We start from the raw sequence: 21,179 nt of genomic DNA on the forward strand, positions 1-21,179 counted from the left end.
CACTGTTTGCCTGGTTTGTTTGAAGGACAACCGGCTGTCAGAAACGGCTAATTATGACACAAATTGACCTGTTTGGATATACAGTATTGGAATGCATTTTCTGATTCGCTGTGTAACAATGTTCAGTTCGCGAGAGAAGTCTGGAACATGCTACGCAACTATCAAAGTGGCGTATGGAAATGGTACACTCTCGCGTTTACACTATTAAGAAACGTATTCAGGAGACACGAACATGGCCAGCAGAGGCGTAAACAAGGTGATTCTCGTCGGTAATCTGGGCCAGGACCCGGAAGTACGCTATATGCCGAGTGGTGGCGCAGTTGCCAACATTACGCTGGCTACTTCCGAATCCTGGCGTGATAAAGCGACCGGCGAAATGAAAGAGCAGACCGAATGGCACCGTGTTGTGCTGTTTGGCAAACTGGCTGAAGTGGCGGGTGAGTACCTGCGTAAAGGTTCTCAGGTGTACATCGAAGGCCAGCTGCGTACCCGCAAATGGACCGATCAGTCCGGCGCTGAAAAATACACGACCGAAATCGTGGTTAACGTTGGTGGCACCATGCAGATGCTGGGTGGCCGTCAGGGCGGTGGCGCACCAGCAGGTGGCGGCCAGCAGCAGGGCGGTTGGGGTCAGCCTCAGCAGCCACAGGGTGGCAACCAGTTCAGCGGCGGCGCGCAGTCTCGTCCGCAGCAGCAGTCTGCTCCAGCGCCATCTAATGAGCCGCCAATGGACTTCGACGACGATATCCCGTTCTGATTTCCTTTCAGGCATAAAAAAACCTCGCAAATGCGAGGTTTTTTTATTGTGCTCATCAGCACCCGCAGGAATTACTCTGTCAGGTAATCACCATCGGCCAGTCCGGCGGGGTGTGGCTCATTGCTTCAACCATGACGACTTTCATATTTTCCCAGATGGTTGCGATATCCAGCAGAGTGATGCCAAGCAAGCCCGTTGCAAACCAACATGCTGCGCCCAGTCCCAGCACGGTGCTGATCACTGCAAGGCCAGCGTAGTCAGATTTACGAAATTGAATGTTCAGCGTGCTGGCTAAAAACATCAATACCGCACTGAACAACGGCCAGCGCAGGAGAACCATGCTGGTGGTAATGGTTGCCATAAACCTATCCTCGAAAAGCAGACGAACGACTGAAACAGTGTTTTGAGTTACATGATATGTGTGAACTATATCACACTTGATGTTTTATTCGCCAGTATCAGGAAGATGAAAAGAGGGGCAGGTATAGACACGAGATATGCTTCAGAACGTAAAGTGAAAATATATCTTTGCAGGCTAATGATGAGCTTTTCCCGCTCTTTTTAATAAATTCATTGAGATAGCAAAACCTCTGCAATATTTCATTAGTTGTATAATGTTTACAGCATAAACCCTATAGATTATGCTTGAGTGGACAAATAAATGTACTCGTAGCTAATAATTCAGGTTTTTGAATTTTTTGGTTTTTTTCTGTTGCGTATCATTTTCATTACACACAGAGTGTTATTTAATTATTCTGAATTTTAATTCAGTAATTAACGGTTTTTTTGAATCTGAATATATGTTGCGGTCGGTCTATCATTTAATGACCTGCGAACAAATGATGAAAGAAAAACGACGCGATATTGTTAATGACAGTATGCAGGCGCTGCACGCACTGGCTAAGCTTATGCCACTGCTTAATTCTCAGTGCTCTTTATCGGAAATGCTGGACACCATTAACCGGGTTTTAGGTTCAACACTTGCCTGGGTCAGCGTTGATGACGATGACGGATTGCAACGGGTGGTGTGTGCAGGTGACGTCACCTGTCACTCTTTCGAAGTGACTGATTTTCTTGCCAGTACCTCGCTGCAACGCCATCACCGATCGTGGCGGGTGGTGTACTGGAAAGAGCATATCGGCCGCACGCTTTTTCCTCCTCAGCATCCGGGCTACACGCAGTTACAAAGCGGTGTTTTATGCAAACTCTCTTCACACGACTGGCGCTGTAGCGGTTATTTCTTTTTAGCGTTTGATGAACGACTCAATTCTCTCCCTATCCTCAAAAATATCGTGGTGGTACTGGTTGAGAAGCTAAAAGACTATTTTGAAGAAATTATTGCGCGAGAAAAAACAGCGCAAGAAATGCAGCGGGTTGTCACGCAGTATAAAACCTTGTTCGAGCGGGCCCCGGTGCTAATGAACTCCTTCGACAAACACAATCGTTGTGTATTGTGGAATGCGGAATGCGAAAAAGTGTTTGGCTGGAGTATGGCGGAGGTCGCCGCACATTCCGATCCGTTGGTACTTTTCTATCCTGATCCTGAAGAGCGCCGGCGGGTGCGGGAGTCTGTGCATGTTTCCCCCCTTAAAGACATGTATGAGTGGCATCCTCTGCGCAGAGATGGGATGCAGCTGACTATCTTGTGGTCTAACATTCTGTTACCCGACAACTCGATTCTGAATATTGGTCTGGACATTACCGAGCGGAAAAAAGCAGAGCAGCAGCTGGCGGTTAAGGCCACCACTGACGATCTCACCGGCTGTTTTAACCGTTCAGCGATTTTGCAGCAGCTTAAATCGGCGCTGGCGGCGAATTCGCGACAGGATGCAGACAGTCACTTTTGTGTGCTGATGTTCGACCTGGATTATTTTAAGCAAATCAACGATGAGTGGGGACATCTGGTTGGCGATGCCGCACTGATCCATTTTTGCGACCGGCTACGGGAGTTAAGTCCGACAGGTTCTGCACTTGGGCGAGTGGGTGGCGAAGAATTTTTACTTTTGCTGGCGCGAACTGACGGTGATGCTGCAACTCGGCTCTCCAACCAGTTACGTCACATATTGAAGACAAAACCCCTGATTGTCGGCGACAGAAAACTGGAGCTCGCGTTTAGCGCGGGTGTTGTGGAGGTGGGGCAGGGTCAGCGTGATACCTCGACATTACTCACGCGAGCAGATAAAGCATTATATGATGCGAAGCGTGCAGGAAGAGGAAAAACAGTGCTGGCTTCTGATTATTTATAAATCGAATCAGGGATGACTTGCCACCAAATAGGATAAAATTGCATGCTCAACTTGTTCTTTTTTCATGCTGCCAATAGTTTAGCTTAATCACCGATCCTCTGTTGTGTTATCTTAAAACCTCCCGCTCAGACTGGATAATTATTTTCCTTAATAGAAACGGAACGAATACTTTCAGTTTGGCTTACGGGAGAATATTATCGGCATAACGAAAATTAAGATTTTTAATACTAAAAGTCAGTTGCTAACTTCGCATGATTCATGCAACGTAATCACCTGTTTATCAAAGCATCCGGCCTTCATTACTACAGGCGTACAAAATGCAGGGATATAGGGCGGGAAATGAATCGTAGCGCACGGCGCAAGATGCTAAGGGTGGTAGGGATCATCATGGTAGTTCTGCTACCGGTGATGCTTGCGCTATGGTTTGCCCAGCTAAGAGCCGTAACAGAAACAAGTGCCCAATTACGAACATTTGCCGAGCTGGCGTTAGATAAAACAGAGCTTGTAATTCAGCAGGTTGACCTGGCGCGTGATGACGCTGAAAAATATCGGGGTAAATTGTGTACGCCTACACATCGTCAATATATGTTGAACGTTGTGCGTGGTCGTTTGTTCGTCGCTGATTTAATTTATGCCGAAGGTCAGAATTTTCTTTGTTCGACAGTTCTTACGCCTGAACAACCCTACTTAATATCCTCCGCCAATTACAAACGCAAACCTGATGTTGCTATCTATTATTATCGTGATACGCCATTTTTTACCGGTTATAAAATGACGTATATGCAGCGCGGGAATTATGTCGTCGTAGTCAACCCACTTTCTTACAGCGAGGTGATGTCGGCCGATCATTCGCTGGCGTGGGGAGTATATGACACCGTCACCAGGTGATGCTGCCAACTTACTGATTTAGTGTATGATGGTGTTTTTGAGGTGCTCCAGTGGCTTCTGTTTCTATCAGCTGTCCCTCCTGTTCAGCTACTGACGGGGTGGTGCGTAACGGCAAAAGCACCGCCGGACATCAGCGCTATCTCTGCTCTCACTGCCGTAAAACATGGCAACTGCAGTTCACTTACACCGCTTCTCAACCCGGTACGCACCAGAAAATCATTGATATGGCCATGAATGGCGTTGGATGCCGGGCAACCGCCCGCATTATGGGCGTTGGCCTCAACACGATTTTCCGCCATTTAAAAAACTCAGGCCGCAGTCGGTAACCTCGCGCATACAGCCGGGCAGTGACGTCATCGTCTGCGCGGAAATGGACGAACAGTGGGGATACGTCGGGGCTAAATCGCGCCAGCGCTGGCTGTTTTACGCGTATGACAGGCTCCGGAAGACGGTTGTTGCGCACGTATTCGGTGAACGCACTATGGCGACGCTGGGGCGTCTTATGAGCCTGCTGTCACCCTTTGACGTGGTGATATGGATGACGGATGGCTGGCCGCTGTATGAATCCCGCCTGAAGGGAAAGCTGCACGTAATCAGCAAGCGATATACGCAGCGAATTGAGCGGCATAACCTGAATCTGAGGCAGCACCTGGCACGGCTGGGACGGAAGTCGCTGTCGTTCTCAAAATCGGTGGAGCTGCATGACAAAGTCATCGGGCATTATCTGAACATAAAACACTATCAATAAGTTGGAGTCATTACCCCGTCACCAATGCATTTTTTTCAGTCAGCGCGCAGGCCAACGTTTCATTATTAAATTCGATGATTCGACATAAGGAATCGACATTTCAAAAAGATGAGCGTTTTTACACGATTGTAAATTCCGAAAAACGCCCTATTGCCGCCATCGTCTCGACATCGAATAAACGGTTTTATGAAACGCTCTATCACCAGGCAACCCTGACGCTGCCGCTGGGGATGATTTGCAGCATTATTATACTGCTGGTGTGGTCACGTACGCATCGTGAGCTCAATTCCCCTGGACGATTGCTGCACCGGGCGCTGAATAAACGCCAGTTGTGCGTTCATTATCAACCCATCATTGATATTAAAAATAACCGCTGTGTGGGTGCGGAAGCCCTGCTGAGATGGCCTGGATTTAACGGTCAGATAGTGATGAGCCCTGCAGATTTTATTCCGCTGGCCGAAAAAGAAGGGATGATTGAACGCATTACCGATTACGTCGTTGAAGAGGTCTTTAGCGATCTGGGTAATTTCCTTGCCGCAAATCCCCATCTTTATATTTCGATTAACTTATCGGCTGCGGATTTCCACTCCTCGCGTCTGATCGCCCTGATCTCGGATAAGGCCCGCTTCCACTCGGTTCGCGCACAGCAGATCAAAATCGAAGTAACAGAACGTGGCTTTATCGATGTTCCTAAAACGACACCGGTTATCCAGGCGTTCCGCCAGGCGGGTTATGAAGTGGCTATCGATGACTTCGGTACAGGCTACTCGAACCTGCATAACCTTTATTCCCTGAACGTCGATATCCTCAAGATTGATAAATCTTTCGTCGACACGCTGACAACTAACAGCACCAGCCACCTGATTGCAGAGCACATTATCGAAATGGCGCAAAGCCTGCGCTTAAAAACCATCGCGGAAGGGGTGGAAACGGCAGAGCAGGTGAGCTGGCTGTTAAAGCGTGGCGTGCAATATTGTCAGGGATGGCACTTCGCGAAAGCGATGCCGCCGCAGGAATTTATGACCTGGCAGCAGCAACCTTTGCACTAAACGCATTAATTTAACTGATGGCGATAATCGCTCGGTGTGCGGTCGAACTCGCGACGGAACACGCGGGAAAAGGTCTGTTGCGACACATAACCCAGATCCATGGCGATATCAAAGATAGGCCGTTGCGTAGAGCGCAATGCCTGCGCTGCCAGCAGTAGCCTGCGCTGACGTATGTAATCGCCCAGCGTTTGATGCATGACTGTGCGGAACATTCTCTGTAAATACCATTTCGAATAGCCCGACTTCTTAGCGACCACATCAATGTTCAACGGTTGGTCGATATGTTCATCAATCCATTCAATAAGTGTCTGAATAATCTGCTGATGCGACATAAGGTTGCCCCTCTGTAGATACAACTATCTCTGTTGATTCGTCGTTTTCTCTGCGGGGGAGTATAATTCCTCAAGTTAACTTGAGGTAAAGAGGTTTTATGGAAAAGAGATTACCGCGCATCAAAGCGCTCTTAACCCCTGGAGAAGTGGCAAAACGAAGCGGTGTGGCGGTATCGGCGCTCCACTTCTATGAAAGCAAAGGGTTAATTAAAAGTATTCGTAATGGCGGGAACCAGCGTCGTTACACCCGCGATGTGCTCCGTTACGTGGCCATTATCAAAATTGCGCAACGAATCGGAATTCCCCTGGCCACCATTGGCGATGCATTTGGCGTTCTGCCGGAAGGACACACACTGAGCGCAAAAGAGTGGAAGGAGCTTTCCTCCCAGTGGCGTGATGAACTGGACAGGCGCATTCATACCCTGGTGGCATTGCGCGATGAACTGGACGGCTGCATTGGCTGCGGATGTCTATCACGCAGTGATTGTCCGTTGCGTAACCCGGGAGACAAACTCGGCGAGCAGGGGACAGGGGCGCGCTTACTGGAAGAGGATTGAGGAGATGTGCAGCCTGTTTGCCGGGTAAGGCGCAGCCGCAACCCGGCAAAAACACCGCACCCTATAAAGAACTAAAGCGCCACATAAAGGGCGCTTTAGTTTTTCCCGGTCTTTGTCTTTCACTCTATCCCGCTGGTTCACGGGAGGGTTTCCCCCGACATCAGCACCCCTCATGTCGAGCTAGTTGGGGAGGTTCCGGATTGTGCTGACACTTTAATTCTATGCAAGGAGCTGATTTTCGCCAGCGATTGAGTTCACTTTTTAGCCAAATTATTTTCGCTGTGTTATTCAATTTTCTATAGTTAAACAGTGTGAATCACAGGAGAACATGATGCTCACCGTACACCATCTTAATCAGTCGCGTTCGCAGCGTGTGATTTGGGCGCTGGAGGAACTCTCTCTGCCTTATCAGATAGTTCGCTATCAGCGCGAAAAAAACATGCTGGCACCTGCAGCGCTTCGGAAAGTACATCCGCTGGGTAAATCCCCGGTGATTGAAGATAACGGGCTGATTCTGGCAGAGTCGGGAGCCATTCTGGAATATCTCCAGGAAACCTATGACGCAGAATTTCAGTTTAAACCGCGAGATCCTGCGCATAAGGTGCAATACCGTTTCTGGCTGCACTACGCAGAAGGTTCTCTTATGCCGCTGCTGTTGATGAAGCTCGTTTTTGCAAGCCTTGGAAAACCGCCTATCCCGTTTGGCCTGCGGGCCCTGGGTAAGGTACTGGGGCAAGGTGTACAAAAGGCCTGGCTCAATCGACAGCTGGAAACACACGCGCGCTATATCGAATCTTATCTTAGCGAAAATAGCTGGTTTGCCGGTGAGCACTTCAGCATGGCCGATATTCAGATGAGTTTTCCGATTTTTGCGCTGCTGGCGCGAGGTGGCGTTGAAAACCTGCCGCATATTCATGCCTGGAAGAAAAGGGTGGAAATGCGCCCGGGATGGCAGCGTACACTCGAACAAGGCGGGCCGTTCGATATTCCAGGTGAAGGCTGAAATGTTACTAAATTGCGCATAGACGATAACGTTTGCGCATCCTCTGGTTAATTCTTCAGCGTCATAAGGTAATTTTAGTGAAAAACGAGAAAGTTAAGTTGAAAAGGGCGGTGATTAGGCTAGATAATCGTTTGCCTTAACTTGACCACCCGTTTTGTAAGCGCGGAGCTAAACGTTTGCTTTTTTTGTGACGCCCCTATTCGTTACAAACGTAGCACAAGGATTTGACGTTTTGCTGGCAGTGGAGTCTCCACCACGTTTACGGACTTTCTATAAAAACTCTCAGGGGATGTTTTCTATGTCTACGCCATCTGCGCGTACTGGCGGTTCACTTGACGCCATGTTTAAAATTTCTGCACGCGGCAGCACCGTGCGCCAGGAAGTCGTTGCCGGTCTGACAACGTTTCTGGCGATGGTTTATTCCGTCATCGTTGTGCCGGGGATGCTCGGTAAAGCGGGCTTCCCGCCAGCGGCTGTTTTTGTTGCCACCTGCCTCGTGGCCGGTGTCGGCTCCATCGTGATGGGCCTGTGGGCGAACCTGCCACTGGCCATCGGTTGCGCCATCTCTCTGACCGCATTTACCGCATTCAGCCTGGTTCTGGGTCAACACATCAGCGTACCTGTTGCGCTCGGCGCCGTGTTCCTGATGGGTGTCCTGTTTACGGTGATTTCCGCAACCGGCATTCGTAGCTGGATCTTGCGCAACCTTCCGCACGGTGTGGCGCACGGTACGGGTATCGGTATCGGCCTGTTCCTGCTGCTGATCGCGGCTAACGGTGTAGGTCTGGTTATCAAAAACCCACTGGACGGCCTGCCGGTTGCCCTGGGTCACTTCGCCAGCTTCCCGGTTATCATGTCTCTGATTGGCCTTGCGGTGATTATCGGTCTGGAAAAACTGAAAGTCCCGGGCGGTATCCTGCTGACCATTATCGGTGTTTCCGTTGTTGGCCTGATTTTCGATCCGAGCGTTCATTTCTCCGGTATCTTCGCCATGCCATCCCTGAGCGATGACAAAGGCAACTCCCTGATTGGCAGCCTGGATATCGTTGGTGCGCTGAACCCGGTGATCCTGCCAAGTGTACTGGCACTGGTGATGACGGCGGTGTTTGATGCCACCGGTACCATCCGTGCGGTAGCAGGCCAGGCGAATCTGCTGGACAAAGACGGCCAGATTATCGATGGCGGCAAAGCGCTGACCACCGACTCCCTGAGCAGCGTCTTCTCAGGCCTGGTGGGTGCCGCGCCAGCAGCTGTGTACATCGAGTCCGCAGCGGGCACGGCGGCAGGCGGTAAAACTGGCCTGACAGCTATCACCGTTGGTGTGCTGTTCCTGCTTATCCTGTTCCTCTCCCCACTTTCCTACCTGGTGCCTGCGTATGCAACGGCACCGGCGCTGATGTATGTCGGCCTGCTGATGCTGAGCAACGTGGCTAAAATCGACTTTGCTGATTTTGTCGATGCCATGTCAGGCCTGATTACGGCGGTGTTCATCGTGCTGACCTGTAACATCGTTACCGGCATCATGATTGGTTTCGCATCGCTGGTGATTGGCCGCCTGGTGTCCGGTGAGTGGCGTAAGCTGAACATCGGTACTGTGGTCATCGCCATTGCACTGGTCGCGTTCTACGCGGGTGGTTGGGCGATTTAAGTTGTCGATATATGCGAAAACGGGTGGCTTTGGCCGCCCGTTTTTATTTTCGGAACACACATCGTTGCCAATTGCGTTACTCTCTGGAAGATAGAATAGAGGCACGACGCCTTCCGTAGTACACAAGAATCATCGCAAACAGGGAACGCATGGAAATCTTTTTCACAATACTCATCATGACCCTTTTGGTCTCGCTATCCGGGGTGGTCACCCGCGTACTGCCCTTTCAGTTACCCCTGCCATTAATGCAAATTGCCATTGGTGCGCTGCTGGCATGGCCGACCTTTGGTTTACACGTCGAGTTCGACCCGGAGTTGTTCCTCGTGCTGTTTATCCCGCCGCTGCTGTTTGCTGATGGCTGGAAAACCCCGACGCGCGAATTCCTGGAGCACGGGCGAGAGATCTTCGGCCTGGCGCTGGCGCTGGTGGTGGTGACGGTGGTGGGGATAGGGTTCCTGATTTACTGGGCGGTGCCGGGTATCCCGCTGATTCCGGCCTTTGCGCTGGCGGCGGTGCTGTCGCCAACCGATGCCGTGGCGCTGTCCGGCATTGTAGGTGAAGGCCGTATTCCGAAGAAAATCATGGGCATTTTGCAGGGGGAGGCGCTGATGAACGACGCCTCCGGTCTGGTCGCCCTGAAATTTGCCGTGGCCGTTGCGATGGGCACGATGGTCTTTACCGTCGGCGGCGCGACCCTGGAGTTCTTTAAGGTGGCCATTGGCGGTATCCTGGCAGGCTTTGTGGTGAGCTGGCTGTATGGCCGTTCACTGGGCTTTCTCAGCCGCTGGGGCGGCGATGAACCTGCCACGCAGATTGTTCTGCTGTTCCTGCTGCCGTTCGCCTCCTATCTGATTGCTGAACATATTGGCGTGTCGGGCATCCTCGCGGCGGTTGCGGCAGGGATGACCATCACCCGTGCGGGCGTAATGCGCCGTGCGCCGCTGGCGATGCGTCTGCGTGCGAACAGTACCTGGGCGATGCTGGAGTTCGTGTTTAACGGCATGGTATTCCTGCTGTTAGGCCTGCAACTGCCGGGCATTCTGGAGTCTTCACTGGTGGCGGCAGAAGCCGATCCCAACGTCGAAACCTGGATGCTGTTCACTGATATCGTGCTTATCTACCTTGCGCTGATGCTGGTCCGTTTTGGCTGGCTATGGACGATGAAGAAATTCAGCGTGCGCTTCCTGACGAAAAAACCGATGGAGTTCGGGTCGTGGACCACGCGTGAGCTGCTGATTGCCTCATTCGCCGGGGTGCGCGGGGCGATAACCCTTGCTGGTGTGCTCTCCATTCCGCTGTTGTTGCCGACTGGCGATGTCTTCCCGGCCCGTTACGAGCTGGTGTTCCTGTCGGCGGGCGTGATCCTGTTCTCGCTGTTTGTCGGCGTGGTCATGCTACCGATCCTGCTCCAGCATATCGACACGGGGGATTCGACTCAGCAGCATAAAGAGGAGCGTATTGCCCGCGCAGCAACGGCAGAAGTGGCGATTGTCGCGATCCAGAAAATGGAAGAACGACTGGCATCAGATGCCGAAGAGAACATCGACAACCAGCTGCTGACGGAAGTGAGTTCACGCGTTATCGGGAACCTGCGCCGCCGTGCCGACGGGCGAAATGATGTGGAAAGTTCGCTACAGGAAGAGAACCTGGAGCGCCGCTTCCGACTGGCGGCGTTGCGTTCAGAGCGTGCCGAACTTTATCACCTGCGCGCCACGCGTCAGATCAGTAATGAGACGCTGCAAAAACTGCTGCACGATCTGGATCTGCTGGAAGCGCTGTTGATAGAGAATCAGTAGCGCTGTTTTGCCGGGTGGCGGCTTCGCCTTACCGGGCCTACGGTTCGAACGTAGGCCCGGTAAGCGCAGCGCCACCGGGCACTATTCAGACCGCACCCAAAACCCCTCGCAGCACTTCAGCCACGCCTGCGCGCTGTGCGACAAATAGACCCCTTCGCGCCAAATCATTCCTAGCTGCCAGTGCAAATCACTTTCCAGCGGGATCCAGCGCAGGGTGTTTTTATCCAGCCGCTCGCAGATAGGCTGCGGCAAAATCGCAATCCCCACGCCTGCCTGAACCATTGCTGCCAGAAAGTCCCACTGACCGCTACGCACCGCAATACGCGGTTTCACATTGTGCTGGTTAAACAGCGCCATCAGCTGACGGCTTAGGGCAAAATCTTCGTTGTAAATAAGCAGCGGGTGCTCGCCCAACAGTTCGGGTTTTACCGAGTCTATCTTCAGCCAGTCGCCGGAGCGCGGCACCAGCACGCACAGTGGGTGGCTAAAGAGCGGCAGGGTTGCCAGTCCGCTCTCTTCTTCGACGGGGAGCGCGGTCATCGCCACGTCCAGTTCACCGTTGGTGACGGCCTGCTGCACGGTTAAACCGCCGAATTCGGAAATTTTCAGCTCCACGCCCGGGTAGCGCTGGCGGAACAGGCTGATCGGCCCGGCCATCATCATCCCCACCATGGGCGGGATGCCCAGACGCAGCAGACCGCTCGTCAGATGGTTGATATCACCAAGCTCCGCTTCCAGTTGGCGAAACTCCGCCAGGATAGCCAGCCCGCGCTCAAACACCACGCGTCCGGTATCGGTCAGCAGCAGCTTGCGGCCGTCGCGAATAAGCAGCGTACAATTCAGTTCATCTTCGAGGTTTTTCAGCATCTTGCTGATGGTAGGTTGGGTGACAAATAACTTCTCCGCTGCGCGGGTAAAACTTTGCTGACGAACCACTTCGACAAAATAGCGCAGCGTTCTTATGTCCATGATTATTCCTCGAAACTATACATTTGATGATTTTAATTCATTTCAGTCCATTACGTGTGGTCACTATACTGGCGCTTCATCTCATTTTTGAGGAAATCACCCATGGCCGTGGCGTTAAGTCGTGTTACGCCTGCCGTTGTGCAACGACTTCAGGTACCGGTTCAGGTACTGCTCTATGCCGCACTGTTTGTTTTCGCGGAATATCTTGTCGGCTGGCTGCATCTGCCGCTGCCTGCCAATCTGGTCGGTATGGTGCTGATGCTGACGCTCATTCTTTGCCGCGTTGTTCCCCTTAACTGGGTCCGCGCTGGCGCACGCTGGCTGCTGGCGGAAATGCTGCTGTTCTTTGTCCCGGCGGTAGTGGCGGTGGTGAACTACGCGCAACTGCTGATGGTTGACGGCTGGCGTATTTTTGCTGTTATCGCCCTGAGCACGTTGATGGTGCTGGGTGCGACGGCCTGGGTAGTGGATAAAGTCTATCGGTTTGAAATCAGCAGGCAGAAGCATGACTAACTTTCAGATAAGCGTGCTGTGCCTGATTGCCACCCTGGTTATCTACTTTGCCAACAAGCGTCTGTATCGGCGTTTTCACGCCCTGCCGCTGATGCCACTGGTGTTCACGCCGATCCTGCTGGTGCTCATGCTGGTGTTCGGGCACATCTCCTGGCAGAACTACATTGGTGAATCCCACTGGCTGCTGTGGCTGCTCGGCCCGGCGACTATCGCTTTTGCGGTGCCGGTGTACGACAACCTGGCGATCATCAAACGCCACTGGATGTCGCTGAGTGCGGGTGTGATTACCGCCACGGTGGTGGCGGTGTGCAGTTCGGTCTGGCTGGCGCGGCTGTTTACCCTGCCGGATGAAATTCAGCGCAGCCTGGCCGTGCGTTCGGTAACCACACCCTTTGCGCTGGCGGCAGCCAAACCGCTCGGTGGGCAGCCGGATCTGGTGGCGTTGTTTGTTGTCGTCACCGGGGTCTTCGGCATGGCGGTAGGCGATATGCTGTTTCTGCGCTTGTCTATCCGCGAAGGGATGGCAAAAGGGGCCGGGTTTGGCGCGGCTTCGCACGGTGCGGGAACGGCGCGTTCTTACGAACTCGGTCAGCAGGAGGGCGTGGTCGCAAGCCTGGTGATGATGCTTTCGGGTGTGGTGATGGTGCTGATTGCGCCGCTGGTGGCATGGGTGATGTTCTGACATCCCCGGCCAGATGGCCGGGGAAGAGAGCAGGTTAGTGCGCGCGGCCTTGTTCGACGCCCAGGCCGGTTTGGGAACGGATAAACTGGGCGCGGAATTTCTCGCGCTCCAGGTTGCCTTCCGGTGAATTATCGGTTGCGGAGAAGGCCCAGATACCGATAAACGCCACGGCGATAGAGAACAACGCCGGGTACTCATACGGGAAGATAGCTTTCTCGTGACCGAGGATCTGCACCCAAATCGTCGGGCCGAGGATCATCAGGATCACCGCCGTCAGCAGGCCCAGCCAGCCGCCAATCATCGCTCCACGGGTGGTCAGTTTTGACCAATACATAGAGAGCAGGATAATTGGGAAGTTGCAGCTTGCCGCAATCGAGAAGGCCAGCCCCACCATAAAGGCGATGTTCTGTTTCTCGAACAGAATGCCCAGCAGGATAGCCACCACGCCCAGTACCAGCACGGTAATTTTGGAGACTTTCAGTTCATCTCGCTCACTGGCCCCTCTACGGAACACGTTGGCATACAGGTCATGCGATACCGCCGAAGCACCTGCCAGCGTCAGCCCTGCAACTACCGCGAGGATGGTGGCAAAGGCCACGGCTGAGATAAAGCCGAGGAACAGGTTACCGCCTACCGCATCCGCCAGATGTACCGCTGCCATGTTGTTACCACCAATCAGCGCGCCCGCAGCATCTTTAAACGCCGGATTTGCCCCCACCAGCATGATGGCGCCAAAACCAATGATAAAGGTCAGAATGTAGAAATAACCCATAAAACCGGTGGCATAGAAGACACTCTTACGCGCTTCGCGGGCATCTGACACCGTGAAGAAACGCATCAGGATATGCGGCAAGCCCGCGGTACCAAACATCAGACCCAGACCGAGAGAGAGCGCCGATATCGGGTCTTTCACCAGCCCACCCGGGCTCATGATCGCTTCCCCTTTCGGGTGTACCGCCATCGCTTCTTTAAACAGGTTATTGAAGCTGAAACCGACGTGCTTCATGACCATAAAGGCCATAAAGCTTGCGCCGAACAGTAACAACACGGCTTTGATGATTTGTACCCAGGTGGTCGCGAGCATTCCGCCGAACAGCACATACATCACCATCAGCACGCCGACCAGCACCACCGCAACGTGGTAGTTCAGGCCGAACAACAGTTCGATAAGCTTGCCTGCACCCACCATCTGGGCAATCAGATACAGCGCTACAACCACCAGCGATCCGCAGGCAGAAAGGATACGAATCGGGCCTTGTTTCAGGCGATACGATGCCACATCAGCAAAGGTGAAACGTCCGAGGTTACGTAAGCGTTCGGCAATCAGGAACAGAATGATTGGCCAGCCCACGAGGAAGCCGAGGGAATAAATCAGACCGTCATAACCAGAGGTGTAAACCAGCGCCGAGATCCCAAGGAACGATGCGGCAGACATAAAGTCCCCGGCAATCGCCAGCCCGTTCTGGAAGCCTGTAATGTTGCCGCCCGCGGTGTAGTAATCATTACGGGAGCGTACGCGTTTTGACGCCCAGTAAGTGATATAGAGCGTCAACAGCACGAAAATCAGGAACATGATTATCGCCTGCCAGTTGGTCGGCTGGCGTTGTACTTCGCCGGTAATGGCATCGGCTGCGTTTGCCGCAAAGGGAAGTGTGGTGGCAAGCGCCGTCAGGACTCGCTTCATGATGCTTTTACCTCACGCAGTACTGCTTTATTAAGTCGATCAAACTCGCCGTTCGCGCGCCAGACGTACACGCCGGTCAGCACAAACGAAATCACAATCACGCCAATGCCAATAGGGATCCCGCGGGTGACGCTGGTACCCTCATGTAGCGGGGTGCCGAGCCAGTGCGGGGCAAAGGCGATAAGCAGAATAAAGCCGACGTAAATAATCAGCATGATGAGGGAAAGAAAGAAGGCAAACCGTTGCCGTTTATCGACGAGCTCCCTGTAGTGCGCACTATTCTCTATCTGCTGACAAATATCGTTATTCATCACAGAGTCTCCAGAGGTTCCCCTTCGTCTTTCACGCTGCAGGTGCGTTGGCCGCACTCGACCACCCCAGTCACATAGTGAACTATGCTCCTGGGGATGTTCTCGCTTGCCGCCTTCCTGCAACGCGAAATCCTTTGGGGAGGGTTGTTTTAATTCCCTCTCCCCTATGGGGAGAGGGCTAGGGTGAGGGGTTACGATGGCATTGCGATGGCCTGCTTCTCTTCGAGCAGTTTTTCCACCACGCCTGGATCGGCGAGCGTTGAAGTATCACCGAGGTTACTGGTGTCACCTGCCGCGATTTTGCGCAGAATACGGCGCATAATTTTGCCGGAGCGGGTTTTCGGCAGCGAGTCCGTCCAGTGCAGTACATCCGGTGTGGCAAGCGGGCCAATCTCTTTACGTACCCAGTTTCGCACCTCGGCATACAGCTCTGGCGACGGCTCTTCACCGTGGTTCAGCGTAACGTATGCGTAAATCGCCTGGCCTTTAATGTTATGTGGGATACCCACCACGGCGGCTTCGGCAATCTTCGGATGTGACACCAGCGCAGATTCAATCTCCGCCGTACCCAGACGGTGGCCGGAAACGTTCAGCACATCGTCCACGCGTCCGGTTATCCAGTAGTAACCATCTTCATCACGACGTGCGCCGTCGCCGCTGAAATACATGTTTTTAAAGGTGGAGAAATAGGTCTGCTCGAAGCGCTCGTGATCGCCGAACAAGGTACGTGCCTGACCAGGCCAGGAGTCGGTGATGACCAGGTTACCTTCGGTTGCTCCTTCAAGCGGATGGCCTTCGTTATCCACCAGCGCAGGTTGTACGCCGAAGAATGGGTTGGTTGCCGAACCCGCTTTCAACTGGGTCGCACCCGGCATCGGGGTGATCATGAAGCCGCCCGTTTCGGTCTGCCACCAGGTGTCCATCACCGGGCATTTCTCGTTACCGATTTTCTTCCAGTACCATTCCCAGGCTTCCGGGTTGATGGGCTCACCCACGGAACCGAGAATGCGCAGGGAAGAGCGGTCAGTACCTTCGATGGCTTTGTCGCCTTCCGCCATCAGCGCGCGGATCGCCGTTGGCGCGGTATAGAGGATGTTGACCTTGTGTTTGTCGACCACCTGGCACATACGCGCCGGGGTTGGCCAGTTCGGTACGCCTTCAAACATCAGGGTCGTGGCGCCGCAGGCCAGCGGGCCGTACAGCAGGTAGCTGTGCCCGGTGACCCAGCCCACATCAGCGGTACACCAGTAAATGTCACCCGGGTGGTAATCGAACACATATTTGAAGGTGGTTGCTGCATAAACCAGATAGCCGCCAGTGGTATGCAGCACGCCTTTTGGTTTACCGGTAGAGCCAGAGGTATAAAGGATAAACAGCGGGTCTTCCGCGTTCATCTCTTCTGGCTGGTGCTGGTCGCTCGCGTTTTCAATCAGATCGCTCCACCACAGGTCGCGACCCTCTTTCCAGTCGATCTTACCGCCGGTACGCTTAAGCACCACAACGTTGCTGACGCTTTTCACGTTAGGGTTTTTCAGCGCTTCGTCGACGTTTTTCTTCAGCGGAATACTGCGACCGGCGCGCACGCCTTCATCGGCAGTGATCACCAGTTTAGAATTTGAATCGACAATGCGACCGGCAACCGCTTCTGGCGAGAAGCCGCCGAAGATAACGGAGTGAATGGCACCGATGCGCGCACATGCCAGCATGGCCACCGCCGCTTCCGGCACCATCGGCATATAAATAGCCACGACGTCGCCTTTTTTAATGCCCTGCTCCAGCAGCACGTTAGCAAAGCGGCACACGTCGCGGTGCAACTCTTTATAAGTAATGTGTTTGCTCTGAGAGGCGTCATCGCCTTCCCAGATGATGGCCGTCTCGTTCCCACGTTCGGCCAGGTGGCGATCCAGACAGTTCGCCGCCAGGTTCAGCGTGCCATCTTCATACCATTTAATTGAGACATTACCTGGCGCAAAGGAGGTGTTTTTCACCTTCTGATAAGGTTTGATCCAGTCAAGGATATGACCCTGTTCACCCCAGAAGAGATCAGGGCTGGAGACGGATTGCTGATACTTCTCGTGGTACTGCTCCGGGGTGATCAGGCATCGGTCCGCAATGTTTGCGGGAATGTCGTGTTTATGTATTTGGCTCATGGCTTTTTTTCTCCTTGTAAGATGTTAATAATATGTCTCAAAAACGTTAATTGTAGGGGCTTTACAAGCTTTGTTTATTATTTGGGCGGCAGATCACGCATTGTTTGAATAGTGTGAAAAATGAGCGAATGAAACTTTGAAGGGAAATAATTTAGTTGAAGGATTATTCACATTTGTGCAGAAAAAAGCGTTTTTATAACAAAAGGTTATTTATAAGAATTATTACAAATTAGCGTCATAGCCCTTTTTTGTAGTGAAAAGCCTCGTTCTTTAAGGCTTGCGCAGGATGCCGTACAAATGATACTCATACGCCGCGTTAAAAAATCCCATAAACCAACGCAACACAATTCATACCCTTTCAGTATGTCTCCATATTCATGCAGTTTTGGTGAACTGGATGCTTCATTGAGGAAGTCTGTTTCTATGAAAAACGTTAAAGTCAGCCTGGCCTGGCAAATCTTGCTAGCCCTTGTGCTGGGTATCCTGCTGGGTAGTTACCTCCATTATCATAGCGAGAGCCGCGAGTGGCTGATTGCGAACCTGCTCTCTCCGGCAGGCGATATCTTTATTCATCTGATCAAGATGATTGTTGTACCTATTGTTATCTCTACGCTGGTAGTTGGCATTGCGGGCGTGGGCGATGCAAAACAGTTAGGCCGCATCGGCGCGAAAACCATCCTTTATTTCGAAGTGATCACGACGATAGCCATTATCCTGGGTATCACCATGGCGAATGTCTTCCAGCCGGGCTCCGGGATCGACATGTCGCAACTGGCGACCGTGGATATTTCGAAATACCAAAGTACGACCGCGGATGTGCAAAGCCATGCCCACGGGCTGATGGGGACTATCCTGTCGCTGGTGCCGACCAACATTGTGGCATCGATGGCGAAAGGTGAAATGCTGCCGATCATCTTCTTCTCTGTGCTGTTTGGGCTGGGGCTCTCTTCCCTGCCAGCGACGCACCGTGAACCGCTAGTGACGGTATTCCGCTCTATCTCTGAAACCATGTTCAAAGTCACCCACATGGTGATGCGCTATGCGCCGGTAGGGGTGTTCGCGCTCATCGCCGTCACGGTAGCGAACTTCGGTTTTGCATCACTGTGGCCGCTGGCGAAGCTGGTTATCCTGGTACACTTCGCGATCCTGTTCTTCGCGCTGGTGGTGCTCGGGATTGTGGCGCGTATCTGCGGGCTGAGTATCTGGATCCTGATCCGTATTCTGAAGGATGAGCTGATTCTGGCATACTCCACCGCCAGCTCTGAAAGCGTGCTGCCGCGTATTATCGAGAAGATGGAGGCTTACGGTGCGCCAGCTTCTATTACCAGCTTCGTGGTGCCGACCGGTTACTCCTTTAACCTGGATGGCTCAACGCTGTACCAGAGTATTGCCGCCATCTTTATTGCACAGCTGTACGGTATCGATCTCTCGCTGTGGCAGGAAATCGTACTGGTGCTGACCCTGATGGTGACCTCAAAAGGTATCGCAGGCGTGCCGGGTGTTTCATTTGTGGTGCTGCTGGCAACGCTGGGGAGCGTTGGTATTCCGCTGGAAGGCCTGGCGTTTATCGCCGGTGTTGACCGTATCCTCGACATGGCGCGTACGGCGCTGAATGTGGTGGGTAACGCGCTGGCGGTACTGGTTATTGCCAAGTGGGAACACAAATTCGACCGCAAAAAAGCGCTGGCGTATGAACGCGAGGTGCTGGGTCGTTTTGATAAGACGGCTGACCAGTAATATAACGTATTCTTCCCTCTCCCCTTTGGGGAGAGGGTTAGGGTGAGGGGAAAATTACTCCCCGCTCAACGCGTCAAACTCTTCACACCCCGTATCAAACCCTTCGGTACAGCTCAGGTTTAACCAGTAAAGCGCCTTCTGTTTATTCGGTGTGATAAAGCCTTTTTCGCCCTGCTGGAACAGCATTCCCGCCCAGTATTCGGCATAACCGGTGCGCGACAATGATGAACTGCGTTTGAACCAGGAGGCCGCTTTTACATCGTCCTGAGCCACTTCAACGCCGTTGGCATAAATCAGCCCCAGCAGCAGTTGGGCGTCGACTGCGGAGTCGTTATCAATATCTTCGGTGGCTGTTTGCAGCAATTTGATGGCCTGCGGGTAATCGGTTTTGCCCGCCTGGGTGTTCACCAGCACGCGCGCCAGCATAATTGCACCGCGCTTACTGCCCGCAATGGTGGCCTGCTGGGCCAGCGCTTTGGCATGCGCGTAATCGCCCTGGGTAAACTGGATTTGGGACAGTAACGCCATCGCATCGATATCCCCGCCTTTTGCCGCTTTCTCTGCCCAGAACGTGGCCTGCTTGCTATCGCCAGAACTGAAGTAAGTATCGGCCAGATAATACTGGGCATGGGCATCACCGGCCTCGGCTTGCTCTTTGTATTGGCTGCCAATTTCATCTGCGTAAGCGAATGACGTAATAAGGAACAACAACAGAAAAAGTGGTTTCATGGATCGTTATCATCTGGGTACATGGCGCGCAGTATAATCGTGCGCACAAAATAAAAAAACGGGTGCATTAAGACCTCAGCATCCGACAAGCCGGGCGGAGCAGATGTTCCGCCCGATGAGGCCTGCCTGCGAGGCAGGCTAATTTCGCCGCCACCTCCTGATGTTCACTCTTTATTGTCAGCTCGCACAACCTGCCGCGATTAATAAAGGTAAAAATCACTATGGTCAGGCAGATAATAAAGACAATGCCTAACACAGTTTTTAATGGCGTCATGCCTTTTACTCCTTGTGTAAAAAAGAATAAGAGGCTACTCTCAACCTGTTGGTTGTTGAGGGGTAGCCTCGGGTGAATGAAAATTTCCCGGGGCTTTCCACTTTCTGTCCCTCAACAATGCTCAAGACAGAAAGTCTTAAGCACCCGCCGCACATCTTATCTCTCTGAATCAAAATGCAAAGATGTAATTCTTTTTCGCGGAAATTACATTATTTCTGCGAAACGTATTCCGTAATGAATATTGATAAAATAAATATTTCTATTTGAAATAAAAAAGGGGTGAATAGATCACCCCTTTTATTCACCGATTAATTAACGGCTTCACCCCATAGCACTTTCACGCAGACGGGCTTTCAGCTTGTTATATTCGTCGGTAATGACTCCAACTTATTGATAGTGTTTTATGTTCAGATAATGCCCGATGACTTTGTCATGCAGCTCCACCGATTTTGAGAACGACAGCGACTTCCGTCCCAGCCGTGCCAGGTGCTGCCTCAGATTCAGGTTATGCCGCTCAATTCGCTGCGTATATCGCTTGCTGATTACGTGCAGCTTTCCCTTCAGGCGGGATTCATACAGCGGCCAGCCATCCGTCATCCATATCACCACGTCAAAGGGTGACAGCAGGCTCATAAGACGCCCCAGCGTCGCCATAGTGCGTTCACCGAATACGTGCGCAACAACCGTCTTCCGGAGCCTGTCATACGCGTAAAACAGCCAGCGCTGGCGCGATTTAGCCCCGACGTATCCCCACTGTTCGTCCATTTCCGCGCAGACGATGACGTCACTGCCCGGCTGTATGCGCGAGGTTACCGACTGCGGCCTGAGTTTTTTAAATGGCGGAAAATCGTGTTGAGGCCAACGCCCATAATGCGGGCGGTTGCCCGGCATCCAACGCCATTCATGGCCATATCAATGATTTTCTGGTGCGTACCGGGTTGAGAAGCGGTGTAAGTGAACTGCAGTTGCCATGTTTTACGGCAGTGAGAGCAGAGATAGCGCTGATGTCCGGCGGTGCTTTTGCCGTTACGCACCACCCCGTCAGTAGCTGAACAGGAGGGACAGCTGATAGAAACAGAAGCCACTGGAGCACCTCAAAAACACCA

Annotated in this window: 18 protein-coding genes and 3 pseudogenes; 12 read left to right on the plus strand and 9 right to left on the minus strand. The window is 52.6% G+C overall.

The annotated features are described in order from the left end of the window. Positions 1-232: 232 nt before the first annotated feature. On the plus strand, positions 233-757 hold the full coding sequence (gene ssb1 / locus HV107_RS11635) for a single-stranded DNA-binding protein SSB1 (RefSeq protein WP_014068526.1): 525 nt from the start codon (positions 233-235) through the stop codon (positions 755-757). Between the two features lie 79 nt (positions 758-836). On the opposite strand, the gene HV107_RS11640 is transcribed toward ssb1, so the two are convergent. Then, entirely contained in the window at positions 837-1,118 is a 282-nt protein-coding gene (locus HV107_RS11640; RefSeq protein WP_182063309.1) for a YjcB family protein, read from the minus strand. Between the two features lie 481 nt (positions 1,119-1,599). Between HV107_RS11640 and HV107_RS11645 the strand changes: the two genes are divergently transcribed. The 4 genes and pseudogenes from HV107_RS11645 to HV107_RS11660 form a co-directional block, all read left to right on the plus strand. Further along, complete coding sequence (locus HV107_RS11645) at positions 1,600-3,003, plus strand: sensor domain-containing diguanylate cyclase (RefSeq protein WP_182063510.1); 1,404 nt, start codon at positions 1,600-1,602, stop codon at positions 3,001-3,003. A 339-nt stretch (positions 3,004-3,342) separates the two neighbouring features. Then, a pseudogene (locus HV107_RS11650) lies at positions 3,343-3,885 on the plus strand (CSS-motif domain-containing protein); the annotation flags it as partial. A 56-nt stretch (positions 3,886-3,941) separates the two neighbouring features. Next, a protein-coding gene (locus HV107_RS11655) for an IS1-like element IS1B family transposase (RefSeq protein ID WP_095033700.1) occupies positions 3,942-4,639 on the plus strand; the annotation gives its coding sequence in 2 pieces (ribosomal slippage) (positions 3,942-4,191 and positions 4,191-4,639; 699 coding nt in all). Positions 4,640-4,650: 11 nt separating this feature from the next. Then, positions 4,651-5,688, plus strand: a pseudogene (locus HV107_RS11660) (EAL domain-containing protein); the annotation flags it as partial. 5 nt (positions 5,689-5,693) lie between these two features. On the opposite strand, the gene soxS reads toward HV107_RS11660, so the two are convergent. Beyond that, on the minus strand, positions 5,694-6,020 hold the full coding sequence (soxS, locus tag HV107_RS11665) for a superoxide response transcriptional regulator SoxS (protein WP_003860277.1): 327 nt from the start codon (positions 6,018-6,020) through the stop codon (positions 5,694-5,696). A 98-nt stretch (positions 6,021-6,118) separates the two neighbouring features. Here soxS and soxR point away from each other — a divergent pair, with 98 nt between their 5' ends. From soxR to HV107_RS11685, 4 genes are all read left to right on the plus strand, one after another. Further along, positions 6,119-6,577 (plus strand): redox-sensitive transcriptional activator SoxR, encoded by a 459-nt coding sequence (soxR, locus tag HV107_RS11670; RefSeq protein ID WP_014068530.1) that lies wholly within the window; start codon positions 6,119-6,121, stop codon positions 6,575-6,577. A 331-nt stretch (positions 6,578-6,908) separates the two neighbouring features. Then, positions 6,909-7,580 carry a glutathione S-transferase family protein gene (locus HV107_RS11675; protein ID WP_182063511.1) on the plus strand — a complete coding sequence of 224 codons (672 nt, stop codon included), beginning with the start codon at positions 6,909-6,911 and terminating at the stop codon, positions 7,578-7,580. A 298-nt stretch (positions 7,581-7,878) separates the two neighbouring features. Beyond that, a complete protein-coding gene (gene ghxP / locus HV107_RS11680) occupies positions 7,879-9,228 on the plus strand; it encodes a guanine/hypoxanthine transporter GhxP (RefSeq protein ID WP_182063310.1) in 1,350 nt (449 codons plus the stop codon). 149 nt (positions 9,229-9,377) lie between these two features. Beyond that, positions 9,378-11,024, plus strand: coding sequence for a Na+/H+ antiporter (locus tag HV107_RS11685; RefSeq protein ID WP_182063311.1), 1,647 nt, complete (start codon positions 9,378-9,380; stop codon positions 11,022-11,024). A gap of 81 nt (positions 11,025-11,105) precedes the next feature. Here the strand turns inward: HV107_RS11685 and HV107_RS11690 are convergent, their stop codons facing one another. Then, the gene (locus HV107_RS11690) at positions 11,106-11,993 is read right to left on the minus strand and encodes a LysR family transcriptional regulator (protein WP_182063312.1); all 888 of its coding nucleotides are present in this window, start codon (positions 11,991-11,993) and stop codon (positions 11,106-11,108) included. Between the two features lie 102 nt (positions 11,994-12,095). On the opposite strand from HV107_RS11690, the gene HV107_RS11695 reads away from it, so the two are divergent. Both HV107_RS11695 and HV107_RS11700 read left to right on the plus strand, forming a co-directional pair. Further along, entirely contained in the window at positions 12,096-12,506 is a 411-nt protein-coding gene (locus HV107_RS11695; RefSeq protein WP_182063313.1) for a CidA/LrgA family protein, read from the plus strand. Beyond that, positions 12,499-13,188 carry an LrgB family protein gene (locus HV107_RS11700; RefSeq protein ID WP_014830302.1) on the plus strand — a complete coding sequence of 230 codons (690 nt, stop codon included), beginning with the start codon at positions 12,499-12,501 and terminating at the stop codon, positions 13,186-13,188. Before HV107_RS11695 ends, HV107_RS11700 begins: the two co-directional genes overlap by 8 nt. A gap of 34 nt (positions 13,189-13,222) precedes the next feature. Here the strand turns inward: HV107_RS11700 and actP are convergent, their stop codons facing one another. The 3 genes from actP to acs form a co-directional block, all read right to left on the minus strand. After that, positions 13,223-14,872: a cation/acetate symporter ActP gene (gene actP, locus HV107_RS11705; RefSeq protein ID WP_182063314.1), complete on the minus strand. Its 1,650-nt coding sequence runs from the start codon at positions 14,870-14,872 to the stop codon at positions 13,223-13,225. Next, entirely contained in the window at positions 14,869-15,183 is a 315-nt protein-coding gene (locus tag HV107_RS11710; protein WP_182063315.1) for a DUF485 domain-containing protein, read from the minus strand. The genes actP and HV107_RS11710 overlap by 4 nt, the downstream gene beginning before the upstream one ends. A 191-nt stretch (positions 15,184-15,374) precedes the next feature. Beyond that, a complete protein-coding gene (gene acs / locus HV107_RS11715; RefSeq protein ID WP_182063316.1) occupies positions 15,375-17,333 on the minus strand; it encodes an acetate--CoA ligase in 1,959 nt (652 codons plus the stop codon). A gap of 423 nt (positions 17,334-17,756) precedes the next feature. On the opposite strand from acs, the gene gltP reads away from it, so the two are divergent. Continuing rightward, positions 17,757-19,070, plus strand: a complete 1,314-nt coding sequence (gene gltP / locus HV107_RS11720; RefSeq protein WP_182063317.1) for a glutamate/aspartate:proton symporter GltP — start codon at positions 17,757-17,759, stop codon at positions 19,068-19,070. A 54-nt stretch (positions 19,071-19,124) separates the two neighbouring features. Here gltP and HV107_RS11725 read toward each other — a convergent pair whose 3' ends face one another. The 3 genes and pseudogenes from HV107_RS11725 to HV107_RS11735 all read right to left on the minus strand — a co-directional run bounded on the left by HV107_RS11725 (position 19,125) and on the right by HV107_RS11735 (position 21,158). Continuing rightward, positions 19,125-19,799: a tetratricopeptide repeat protein gene (locus HV107_RS11725; protein WP_182063318.1), complete on the minus strand. Its 675-nt coding sequence runs from the start codon at positions 19,797-19,799 to the stop codon at positions 19,125-19,127. A gap of 124 nt (positions 19,800-19,923) precedes the next feature. After that, positions 19,924-20,073 (minus strand): annotated as a pseudogene (locus HV107_RS11730) (Hok/Gef family protein); the annotation flags it as partial. A gap of 387 nt (positions 20,074-20,460) precedes the next feature. Continuing rightward, a protein-coding gene (locus tag HV107_RS11735) for an IS1-like element IS1B family transposase (protein ID WP_095033700.1) occupies positions 20,461-21,158 on the minus strand; the annotation gives its coding sequence in 2 pieces (ribosomal slippage) (positions 20,461-20,909 and positions 20,909-21,158; 699 coding nt in all). Positions 21,159-21,179 lie beyond the last annotated feature (21 nt).

Origin of the sequence: Enterobacter sp. RHBSTW-00175 (assembly GCF_013927005.1) — a bacterium.
In the GTDB taxonomy this organism is placed as follows: Bacteria; Pseudomonadota; Gammaproteobacteria; order Enterobacterales; family Enterobacteriaceae; genus Enterobacter.

Coding starts and splice junctions, on each gene's coding strand:
- ssb1 (WP_014068526.1), top strand. CDS start 233: ATGGCCAGCAGAGGCGTAAACAAGGTGATTCTCGTCGGTAATCTGGGC.
- HV107_RS11640 (WP_182063309.1), bottom strand. CDS start 1,118: ATGGCAACCATTACCACCAGCATGGTTCTCCTGCGCTGGCCGTTGTTC.
- HV107_RS11645 (WP_182063510.1), top strand. CDS start 1,600: ATGAAAGAAAAACGACGCGATATTGTTAATGACAGTATGCAGGCGCTG.
- soxS (WP_003860277.1), bottom strand. CDS start 6,020: ATGTCGCATCAGCAGATTATTCAGACACTTATTGAATGGATTGATGAA.
- soxR (WP_014068530.1), top strand. CDS start 6,119: ATGGAAAAGAGATTACCGCGCATCAAAGCGCTCTTAACCCCTGGAGAA.
- HV107_RS11675 (WP_182063511.1), top strand. CDS start 6,909: ATGCTCACCGTACACCATCTTAATCAGTCGCGTTCGCAGCGTGTGATT.
- ghxP (WP_182063310.1), top strand. CDS start 7,879: ATGTCTACGCCATCTGCGCGTACTGGCGGTTCACTTGACGCCATGTTT.
- HV107_RS11685 (WP_182063311.1), top strand. CDS start 9,378: ATGGAAATCTTTTTCACAATACTCATCATGACCCTTTTGGTCTCGCTA.
- HV107_RS11690 (WP_182063312.1), bottom strand. CDS start 11,993: ATGGACATAAGAACGCTGCGCTATTTTGTCGAAGTGGTTCGTCAGCAA.
- HV107_RS11695 (WP_182063313.1), top strand. CDS start 12,096: ATGGCCGTGGCGTTAAGTCGTGTTACGCCTGCCGTTGTGCAACGACTT.
- HV107_RS11700 (WP_014830302.1), top strand. CDS start 12,499: ATGACTAACTTTCAGATAAGCGTGCTGTGCCTGATTGCCACCCTGGTT.
- actP (WP_182063314.1), bottom strand. CDS start 14,872: ATGAAGCGAGTCCTGACGGCGCTTGCCACCACACTTCCCTTTGCGGCA.
- HV107_RS11710 (WP_182063315.1), bottom strand. CDS start 15,183: ATGAATAACGATATTTGTCAGCAGATAGAGAATAGTGCGCACTACAGG.
- acs (WP_182063316.1), bottom strand. CDS start 17,333: ATGAGCCAAATACATAAACACGACATTCCCGCAAACATTGCGGACCGA.
- gltP (WP_182063317.1), top strand. CDS start 17,757: ATGAAAAACGTTAAAGTCAGCCTGGCCTGGCAAATCTTGCTAGCCCTT.
- HV107_RS11725 (WP_182063318.1), bottom strand. CDS start 19,799: ATGAAACCACTTTTTCTGTTGTTGTTCCTTATTACGTCATTCGCTTAC.